Here is an 8,010-nt window from a genome sequence, read left to right on the forward strand (position 1 = left end):
GCCCTCCTGGCCACCTGGACCGGCGCCTGCTCGATATGCGGCCAACCCGCAGCAACCCCCGAACCCCACCACAGGACCTAACAAAGCCCTACTAGCCGTGCGCGCGGGTCGGGAGTTCACCGCGGTGCGGGCCGCGCTGCATCTCGGGCTGCCCGAGGACGCGGCCGAGGAGTTCCTGGAACGGCTGGCCGAGGCGTCACTGCTGGAGGCACGCGGCATCGACGCCACGGGCACGCCCTGCTACCGCTTCCACCCCTTGCTCCGTCTCACCGCGATGAGCCTGAAGGAAGTCCCTGCGGAGGGAGAGCTGCTGCGGACGGGTTGAGGGCGTTGCCCTCCTGCGAGGGTGCTGTCCCGTGGCCGCGGCTCGGAGTGAGCTGGGCCGACGCCGAGGGGTAGGTCTGGCTATACCCCAAGTCTCGTCCCTGCCGCACTGCGTCGTGAGGGGCTCTCGCGGTTTCGTGGAGGCATCACGGAGACGAGGGAGGCAGAGCCCGATGGTGGCTTGGCTGGCTGAGCAGGTGCTGGTGCACGGAAGCCTCGGCATACTCGCCGCGGTGCTGCTGCTGCCCGCGCTGGAAGCGGCGCTTCCACTGATCGGCACACTGATTCCCAGTCAGACCGCAGTGGTGCTGGGCGGGATGCTCGCCTGGCACGGCCACGTAACCGTCGAGGCGGCCCTGCTGACCGCGCTGGTCGGCGCGGTCCTCGGCAACCTCGCCGGATACGCCGTCGGACGGCGCTGGCGAGGGCGGCTGATGCCGGGGATGACGGCCCGCTCTCGCCACCGCCGGTACACCGAACGGGCGCTCGGGCTGATCGAACGCCGTGGCGGCGGTGCGGTGTTCGTCGGGCGGTTCACCGCCGTCCTGCGCACCCTCGTGCCGACTCTGTGCGGGGCGACCGGCATGCCGCTGCGCAGATACCTGCTGTGGTCCGTGGCCAGCAGCGCGATCTGGGCGCCGGCCTTCATCCTGATCGGCTACGTGATGGGCCCGGTCGGGCCCGGCTGACACCCTGGCGCGCAAGGTCCTGCGACGGCAGCCACCTGCCACCCGCCACGCCGTCCCGGGCGTCGAGAATGCCCCCAAAATGGCCTGACCGGCGCCGTTTTCCTGAACTTCCGTCCCGCCCAGGTGCGCGGGAGGACCGACACCTACACGAGTGGGGACACATGACCAACGACGCGATCCGGTTGCGTTCCGTAACCCGGAGGTACGGCTCCGGCGGTACGTCCGTCACCGCCCTCGACGAAGTCTCGCTGGCGTTTCCGAGAGGGACGTTCACGGCGGTGATGGGACCGTCCGGCTCCGGCAAGTCGACGCTGCTGCAGTGCGCCGCCGGACTGGACCGGCCCACGTCGGGCTCAGTGACCGTGGGCGACACCGAGCTGACCAAGCTGAACGAGACCAAGCTGACGCTGCTGCGCCGCGAGCGCATCGGCTTCGTGTTCCAGGCGTTCAACCTGCTGCCCTCGCTGACCGCCGAGCAGAACGTCGCCCTGCCCCTGCGGCTGGCCGGCCACCGACCCCCGAAGGCGCGGGTGCTCGAGGTGCTCGCGCAGGTCGGCCTCGGCGACCGGGCGCGGCACCGGCCGACGGAGATGTCCGGCGGCCAGCAGCAGCGCGTCGCCCTGGCGCGCGCCCTGATCACCCGCCCCGAGGTGCTCTTCGGCGACGAGCCGACCGGCGCGCTCGACTCGCAGACCAGCCACGAGGTGCTGACCCTGCTGCGAGGCATGGTCGACCAAGAGGGCCAGACGATCATCATGGTCACCCACGACCCGGTCGCCGCCTCCTACGCCGACCGCATCGTCTTCATCGTCGACGGCCGCGTCAACGGCGAACTCGTCGGTGCCTCCGCCGAGGACATCGCGGCGCGCATGACGAAGCTGGAGGCCGTGCCGTGCTGAGCACCGCCCTGCGCACCCTGCGCACCCGCTGGGTCACCTTCGTCGGCAGCTTCGTCGCCCTCTCGCTGGGCGTGGCGCTGATCGCCGTTATGGGGCTTGCCCTCGCGTCCTCGCTGGACGCCCCCGACCGCAGGCCCGAGAGGTTCGCCGCCGCGCCGGTCGTGGTCAAGGGCCAGGACGCCCTCACGGTCGCCACCTCGATCGGCGACCGCAAGCAGAAGCTCGCGCAGCCGCGCGCCGTGCCCGAGGACGTGGTGACCGGCCTCAAGCGCCTCGGCACCGTCGTCGAGGACCGGTCCTTCGCCGTACGGGCCCAGGGCGGGCCCGGCGATCTGGTGGGCCACCCCTGGTCCACCGCCGCCTTCGCGCCGTACCGCCTGGACGCGGGACGCGCTCCGAAGGCCGACGGCGAGGTCGTCGTCAGCGGTGACTGGGCAGAGACGGGAAGCAAGGTGGCGACCGACGGCGGCACCGTGACCGTCGTCGGCACCGTGGCCGGGCTCGGCTTCGAGGACGCCGTCTTCTACACCGACGCACGAGCCACTGAACTGAACCCGCGCAGCGTGCAGTTGGCGGTCGACGCCGACGCCGCAGCCGTACGCGACGCCGTCGACGGCAGCGACGGAGTGCAGGTCCTCACCGGGGACGCGCGCCGGTACGCCGACGCCGATCCCGAGCGGGACAGCGAGGCCCTCACCGCGATGAACGCCATGTTCGGCACGGCCGGCGGCGTCACCGGGTTCGTGTCGGTGTTCGTGGTGGCCTCCACCTTTGCGTTCGCCGTCGCCCAGCGGCGCCGCGAGTTCGGGCTGCTGCGCACCGCCGGTGCGACGCCCGGCCAGCTCCGCCGGATGGTCGTCTCGGAGGCCCTACTGGTCGGCGTGCTTGCCTCGGCCGCCGGCTGTGTGCTCGGCTCCTACGGGGCGCCGAAGCTCGCGCAATGGGCGGTCGACGAGGAACTCGCGCCCCGCTGGTTCACCATCGGCGACTACACCTGGCCGTACCACATGGCCTTCTGGACGGGTCTACTCGTCGCGCTGTGCGGGGTGCTCGCCGCGTCTTGGCGGGCCGGACGGACCGGTCCCGCCGAGGCGCTGCGCGAGGCGTCCGTGGACACCCGGGCGATGACGTGGGGCCGCTGGCTGCTCGGCGCGGCCCTGCTGCTGACCGCCATCGTGACGCTGGCTCTGGCCCTGGTGACCGACCCGAGCGACCTGTTGCACCGCAAGACCTATGTGAGCCGGCCGATGCTGCTGATCACCGCGGTGGCGCTGCTCGCGCCGGTGCTGGTGCGCCCGCTGGCCCGGCTGATCGCCTGGCTGCCGGCCCAACTGCCCGGCGCCACTGGGATGCTGGTGCGGGAGAACGCGGCCGCCGACGTCCGGCGCACCGCCTCCGTCGCGGCGCCCGTCCTGGTCACGGTCGCGCTGGCGGGCTCGCTGCTGGGCGCCACCGCCACCCTCAACGAGGCGAAGGCCACTGAGGTCCGCGAGCAGACGGCCGCCGACTTCGTGGTCACCCCTGCGGGCGACGCGGGCTTTGACGACGCGACGCTGAAGAAGCTCCGCGCTGTGCCCGGCGCCGAGGTCTCCGCGACCTCGTCGAGCGCCGTGTACGTCCTGGAGGAGGGCATGGCACTCATCAAGTCCGAGGCCCGCGCCGCCGACCCCGCGCTGCTCGCCGACACCGCCCGGCTGCCGCTGGCCGCCGGTAAGGCGAGCAACCTGGACGACGACTCGATCATCGTCAACGAGGAGTGGGAGCAGCACACCGTGGGTCGGCGGGTGGACTTCTGGCTCGGCGACGGCACGAGGAAGTCCCTGAAGATCGCCGCGGTCATGACCATCGGCACCGGCAACAACGGCGTCTACGTTACCCCCGCCAACGCCCCGCACGCGCCCGTCGACCGGGTCGACGTACGCCTCGCGTCCGCTGCCTCCGAGGTTGCCGTGGCCGCCGGACTGGAGGACGTGCTGCGGACGTCGGGCGGGCGGGTCCTCACCAAGGACGCCTGGGTGCAGGCGACGTACCCGGAGACCAACCGGACCACCCGGATGGGCTTCCTGCTGGTCCTCGGCATCGCCCTTCTGTACACGGGCATCTCGCTGGCCAACACCATGGTCATGGCGGCATCCGACCGCGTCCGCGACCTGGCCGTGCTGCGGCTGGCCGGGGCCACCAAGTGGCAGGTGCTGCGGCTGGTGGGCGCCGAGGCGCTGATGGTGGTCACGGTCGGCGGAGTGCTGGGACTCCTCGTGGCCGGGCTCAACCTGCTGGGCATGTGGAGCGCGCTCGGCCTGCTCTCGGTGTGGACCTCGATCGAGATCCCGTGGGCGACGCTCGGCGCGGCCGTCGCCGCCTGCGCGGTGCTCGCCGTGGTCTCGGCTGTCGCCCCGGCCGGCCTGTCCCTGCGCCGCAGGGCGGTGGAGCTGGCCGGCGTGCGAGAGTGACCCGCTGACCCGGCGCCGTGCGGTCCCTCCCCCGTCCCGTCCGGCGCCGCCCCGTTCCCTGTCGCGCGGTATCCATCCCCCGTGACCCGCGGCAGGGAGAACCGACGGCGAAGACGCCCGCGAAGGGCGTCCCCGCCGTCGGCCTGTGTCGGGGCAGTGCCTTCCCGTCAGGCGGCCGTCCGGTCCGACACCTCGGCCATCGGTGAACTCCAGGGCTTCCACATCCGTACGCGACTTCCTTACGGCGGGCCCGCAGCGCCCTCAGCGCCGGCCAGGGCCAGGGCCCGGTGCCTCCTGCACAACGGCGTTGCGCACGGGTCCTGGTTGGACGCGCCTGGCTTCCCCGCGAGCAGCGGCCAGCCCTGTCTGAGCTCCGTTTTTACGTCTCAGCTCGGTAGAGCGTGTTGCTGATGCGCCGCGGGGAAGCAACTGCTCCGTACAGGCATCCGAGCATGAGGATCGCGACGAGCAGTGAGCCTATTGCCGGCCAGTCGAGGACGACCTTTGCTTCGTAGGGCCATACGCGTGCCGCGACAAGGCCGGTGCCGGCGGCGAGGCCGACCACCACCGCGAGGATGGCGATGGCAAGGGACTGCCAGACGACCACGTTGCGGATGGTGCGCGGTGCGATGCCGAGGCGGTGCAGGCGAACGAGATCGGGGCGCAGCTCGGCGGCTGAGGCAGTGACGACTATGCCGAGCGTGGCAGCGAGGGCGGCGAGGGCCAGCCCGAGCATGAGGTACCAGAGGGTGGGGGGTGGTCCTTCGGGTCCTTTCTCGATCCGGACATCGGACATGAGGATGTTCACCGGTTCCAGCGCTTTCGCGAGTTCCTCGTCGAGCTGGGCGTTGGGGGCTTGGTCTTTGGTGCTTGCGATGACGGAGTAGTCGACAGGTTGGGCGCCCCAGGAGCGGACCGTGGCGGAGCTGACGTAGGCCGTGGCGCGGCTGCGTGTGGTGTCGTCCACCGGTTCTGTGACGGCAGTGGCGCCACTTACCTTGCGGCTTGTGTCGTACTGGTCGCCGTCGAGGGGGACAGCCAGGGTGATTTGGCCACCGTTGATGTAGTCGGGGGAGAGAGCGAGAACGTGGCCGCCCTGGAGGGTGTCGCGTTCTTGGCTGGTCCATTTCCTACCGGTAAGCGCTTTGAACTTTTCGGCGTCGTCGACGATCTCGATGGGCTGCACGCGGCCTTCCTGGCCGCTTCCGGGGCGCGGGGCGATGCTCCAGCCCTGAGCGAGAGCGGGGGTGGTCGCGTGGGCCAGACCGCGGCGGTCGGTCAGGGTCGTGCCCCGGACAATTGGGGTGTCTTCCGGCAGAGCTGATGCCATGGCCCGCTCGACGGCATGTGGTGTGCTGCCTGAGTACAGGGGGGCTTCGATCTGGCCCAAGTGGCGGCCGCCGACGTACGTGGATCGTTCCTGCGCGGCAACGCTCGACAAGGTGCCCAGAACACCGACTGCTACGGCGATGGAAACGGAACCGACAGCTACCGCTGAGACAGGCCGACGTGGGTCACGGGCGAAGACACGGAGGGCAATCCGGCCGCTGAAAGACCGGTCCACCAGGCGGGCAAGGAGCCGCAGGACGGTAGTTGCCTGGGTGAGGACCGCGGCAGAGAGGAAAGCGACACCCGCGACAGCACACCAAGCTGCGAGGTCACCGTCGAGGATCCCTCCGGCCAAGGCGAGGCAAACCGCGCCGAGACCGGCGAGCACGGGGGCTGCGGTAGGGCCGCGGCGGGCGGTTTCCCTGGGGGTGACACGGGTGCGGGCTCGGGCAGGTGCGCCCGCCGGGTATCGGGAGGCCAAGGCTGCGGTCGCCGTCGCGATCACCAAAGACAGCACGATGGTGACCAGGCCGTCGGACAACAGCGGGTCGTACGGAGAGATATCCCGGTGTGTCACAGAAGGCAGCAAGGGGCGTGCGGCAATACTGACTGCGCTGCCCAGGATCCAGCCGAGCGGTACCGCGACCAGGCTGGCGGCAAGAGCACCGGAGACTGCCGCGATGCGCAGAGCCCGATCAGGGATGCCCAGTGTGGAAAGGAGCGCAAACTCGCTGCGGATACGTCGCATCCGCAGCGTAAAGGCGCCGGCAGCCACCACGCCGAGCACAACGATCCCGGGGGCGAGGAGCAGGCCGGGTTCCCGCTCGACGAGGGTGCGGGCGTCCACTACGTCGTCGCGGGTTTCCAGCAGCAGCTGTCGCCCGGCGATCACCGCCTGGGCCTTGTCCATGTGGCTGGTGTCGCCAGACAGCAGAAGACCGTAGTCGGAGGGCATGACGTTGGTGGTGTTGGCACCGGTCTTCGGCCAGGCCCTCAGTTGTCCCGCGGCAGCAAGATAATCGTGGCTCTGATGTGCCAACGGGCTCTGTACCAAGCCCACGATATGAGTAGGTGACTCACGGGCCCAGCGGTACGGGAGCGCGTCTCCCAGGTGCAGATTCAGCTCTGCGGCCAGAGTGGATCCGATGGCGATCTCGCCGTGCTCCTGAGGGAAGCGGCCGCTGGTCACCCTGTACTTATCCTGGACCAGGGGGTTCGACCAATCCGTATCCTGGTAGTGCACGTCGATGGTGCGGTCCTTCGCCCAGACCGGGAACTCTGGGTTGCCTGCGACCGGAAGCGCGGCCAGGCCCGGTACTTTCTGTGCCAGCTCAACGCGCAATGCATCGGCCGATGCGGGATCCGAGGTGCTGACGTAGCCGTCGGCCTTCCCCATCACCTGGCTGGCACGCTGCTCCGCGGAGGCGGCCGTGGAGCTGAAAATCCCGGCGGTGGCAGTAGCCAACAGCACGGGCAATGCCAGCAGAACAAGCAAACCGACCCGGCGCCGCCCGCGGCCGGCCAGCGTCCGCCATCCCAAAAGGCGCAGGTAGCCCCAGGACCCGTTCACCCGCGCTCCCCCGAGTTCATAGGCTCGGTGACTGAGATCAGAACTCCATCACGCAGCTCCGCGATCTGATCCGCGTAGGCGAGGTTGGTGGTGTTGTGCGTACTGAGCACAACCGTGACTCCGTCATCGCGCAGCCCGCCCAGAATGTCCATGATCTCAGCTCCGGTCTTGGAGTCGAGAGAGCCGGTGGGCTCATCGGCCAGCACGAGTTTGCGCTCGCCGACGATCGCTCGGGCGATCGAGGCCCGCTGCTGCTGGCCGCCGGAGATCTCAGCAGGGAACCGTTCTTCCAGCCCTGACAGGCCGACCCGCGCCATCGCCTCGAGCGCCGCCCCGTGTGCCTGCTTCCGGGCGATCCCCGCACCTTCCAACGGCAGTCTCACGTTCTCCGCCAACGTGAGATCGGAGATCAGGCTGAAGTCCTGGTAGACGAAGCCGGTTTCGCGCAGTCGCAGAGCCGCCAGCTCTGCCTGCCCGCATGTGTGAACCGGGCGGCTGAGAACGTCCAGCTGTCCGGAATCGACACTCTCCAGTCCCGCAATCAGATGCAGCAGCGTGCTCTTGCCGGAACCGCTCGGCCCGACCAGCGCGGTCATCGTCCCCGCAGGGACTGTCAACGAGACTCCGCTCAGGGCAAGCACCCGCTGCCGCCCCGCGGTTTCCATCGGTGGTTGCGACTCCTGGAAGGAGTCCGTCCGATGCCGAAGTATCCGCCGAACCGGCTGCCGCTGTCGGTGCCCAAGGAGTAC

The 8,010-nt window shown here is 70.0% G+C and carries 6 protein-coding genes; 4 read left to right on the plus strand and 2 right to left on the minus strand.

The window, feature by feature from the left end; all coding sequences use genetic code 11:
* Nucleotides 1-97: 97 nt before the first annotated feature.
* The 4 genes from ACWD6R_RS38875 (at nt 98) to ACWD6R_RS38890 (ending at nt 4,362) form a co-directional block, all read left to right on the plus strand.
* The gene (locus ACWD6R_RS38875) at nt 98-325 is read left to right on the plus strand and encodes a hypothetical protein (RefSeq protein ID WP_451823073.1); all 228 of its coding nucleotides are present in this window, start codon (nt 98-100) and stop codon (nt 323-325) included.
* Nucleotides 326-497: 172 nt separating this feature from the next.
* On the plus strand, nt 498-1,013 hold the full coding sequence (locus ACWD6R_RS38880) for a DedA family protein (protein WP_451823074.1): 516 nt from the start codon (nt 498-500) through the stop codon (nt 1,011-1,013).
* 161 nt (nt 1,014-1,174) lie between these two features.
* Complete coding sequence (locus ACWD6R_RS38885; RefSeq protein WP_451823075.1) at nt 1,175-1,912, plus strand: ABC transporter ATP-binding protein; 738 nt, start codon at nt 1,175-1,177, stop codon at nt 1,910-1,912.
* On the plus strand, nt 1,906-4,362 hold the full coding sequence (locus tag ACWD6R_RS38890) for an ABC transporter permease (protein WP_451823076.1): 2,457 nt from the start codon (nt 1,906-1,908) through the stop codon (nt 4,360-4,362). Before ACWD6R_RS38885 ends, ACWD6R_RS38890 begins: the two co-directional genes overlap by 7 nt.
* Before the next feature lie 379 nt (nt 4,363-4,741).
* Here ACWD6R_RS38890 and ACWD6R_RS38895 read toward each other — a convergent pair whose 3' ends face one another.
* The gene (locus ACWD6R_RS38895; RefSeq protein WP_451823077.1) at nt 4,742-7,261 is read right to left on the minus strand and encodes a hypothetical protein; all 2,520 of its coding nucleotides are present in this window, start codon (nt 7,259-7,261) and stop codon (nt 4,742-4,744) included.
* Entirely contained in the window at nt 7,258-7,926 is a 669-nt protein-coding gene (locus tag ACWD6R_RS38900) for an ABC transporter ATP-binding protein (protein WP_451823078.1), read from the minus strand. Before ACWD6R_RS38900 ends, ACWD6R_RS38895 begins: the two co-directional genes overlap by 4 nt.
* Nucleotides 7,927-8,010 lie beyond the last annotated feature (84 nt).

It is taken from the genome of Streptomyces sp. NPDC005151 (assembly GCF_053599875.1).